Annotated in this window: 1 protein-coding gene; it reads right to left on the bottom strand. The window is 71.5% G+C overall.

All coding sequences use genetic code 11. The features are described 5' to 3' along the window. Positions 1–397: 397 nt before the first annotated feature. The gene (locus tag GRX66_RS18845) at positions 398–1,252 is read right to left on the bottom strand and encodes a GltB/FmdC/FwdC-like GXGXG domain-containing protein (protein ID WP_233745697.1); all 855 of its coding nucleotides are present in this window, start codon (positions 1,250–1,252) and stop codon (positions 398–400) included. Positions 1,253–1,577: the final 325 nt, after the last annotated feature.

The following is a 1,577-nucleotide window of genomic DNA, read 5'->3' as shown; positions in this document are numbered from 1 at the left end:
GTCGTCGGCGGACTCGTTCGTGAGCGTGGTGACGAGTTCGCCGCCGCTGGAGACGGCCGCGGTGGACCGCGAGAACGACGCCGCAGCGTCGGTATCGCCGACGCAGACGGTCGTCGTGCTCCCGTCGAAGGAGGGCACTCGGTGGGCGCGTTCGGCCCGCCGTCGCCGCCGTCGGAGCGCGCGCTCGAGAACGCCCCGAGACAGCCGCCGGTGGCGGCGAGGCCGGCGACCGAAGCGAGGTACGTGCGGCGCTGCATACAGTCGGCGACGGCGGCCACTGGAAAAGCAGTGTCGTGGAGTGAAATCAGCGTTTTACCGGTCTGGTACGCGAGCGAAGCCGCCCAAGGTGGCTTCGATGAGCGAGGAGCGTCAGTTCACTCGCCCCGCGATGTGGGAGTCAGTCTGCGCTCCCTGCGACGCCCGTGGTGCGGACGCGCGACGGGAGCGAGCGGCGGGCGTCGGCCTCCGGGCGCTCGTCGATGGCGGCGCGGTAGGCGTCCGGCATCACGACCGCGAACTCTGAGATGGCGGCGTCCCAGTCTGCGAGCAGTTCGTGTGCGCGGTCGCTGTCCGTGCGCGCGGCGTGGTTCTCCACGAGGCGGCGCACCGCGTCCTCGTCGCGCTCCGAGAGGTCCCGGGAGACGGCGACCATCCCGGTGTTGCACTGCGACTCGAAGGTCCCGTCGGGGTCGTGGACGTACGCCACGCCGCCGCTCATGCCGGCGGCGAAGTTACGGCCGACGTCGCCGAGGACGACGACGATGCCGCCGGTCATGTACTCGCAGCCGTGGTCGCCGACGCCCTCGACGACGGCGTTCGCGCCGGAGTTCCGGACTGCGAAGCGCTCGCCCGCGACGCCGTTGACGTAGCACTCGCCGTCCGTCGCGCCGTACAGCGCGACGTTCCCGACGACGGTGTTCTCGGCGGGGTCGAAGCCGGCGTCCGGGGGCGTCTGGACGGCGAGCGTGCCGCCGGAGAGGCCCTTGCCGACGTAGTCGTTGGCGGCGCCGGTCAGCGAGATCGTGACGCCGGACGCGAGGAACGCGCCGAACGCCTGGCCGGCGTTCCCGCGCAGGTCCACGTTCAGGGTGTCCTCGGGGAGCCCCTCGACGCCGTACTCGCTGCTGACCGCGTGCGAGATGCGGGCGCCGACGGTCCGGTCGCTGGTCGAGACGTCGCGGGACACCGACACCGCCTCGCGGTCCTCGACGGCGGCGTCGGCGGCCGCGAGGACGCTCTCGTCGAGGGACATGTCCGGGGGGTCCTGCGCGCGCGTCCGGAAACGGGTGTCCCCCGCGGGTTCGGCGAGCAGCCGCGAGAGGTCGATGAGTCGGCCCTTCGGGTGGTCGGTCTCGGACTCCGAGAGGTGTGCGACGCGGCCGATCAGGTCGTCGACGCTCGTGTACCCCAGTTCCGCGGTAATCTCGCGGAGTTCACGGGCGACGAACGTGCGTGAGGTACTGGCCGAACCCGAGCATGTAGAACGCGGACGCGAACATCAGCCCGCCCCACATCCCCCAGCCGACGATGCTGCCGAAGAACCGCCGAGCGCGCGGTTGACGTAGTAGTAACTCCCA

Origin of the sequence: Halobacterium bonnevillei (genome assembly GCF_009831555.1) — an archaeon.
Classification (GTDB): Archaea; Halobacteriota; Halobacteria; order Halobacteriales; family Halobacteriaceae; genus Halobacterium; species Halobacterium bonnevillei.
This window is presented reverse-complemented; position numbering and strand designations above follow the sequence as displayed.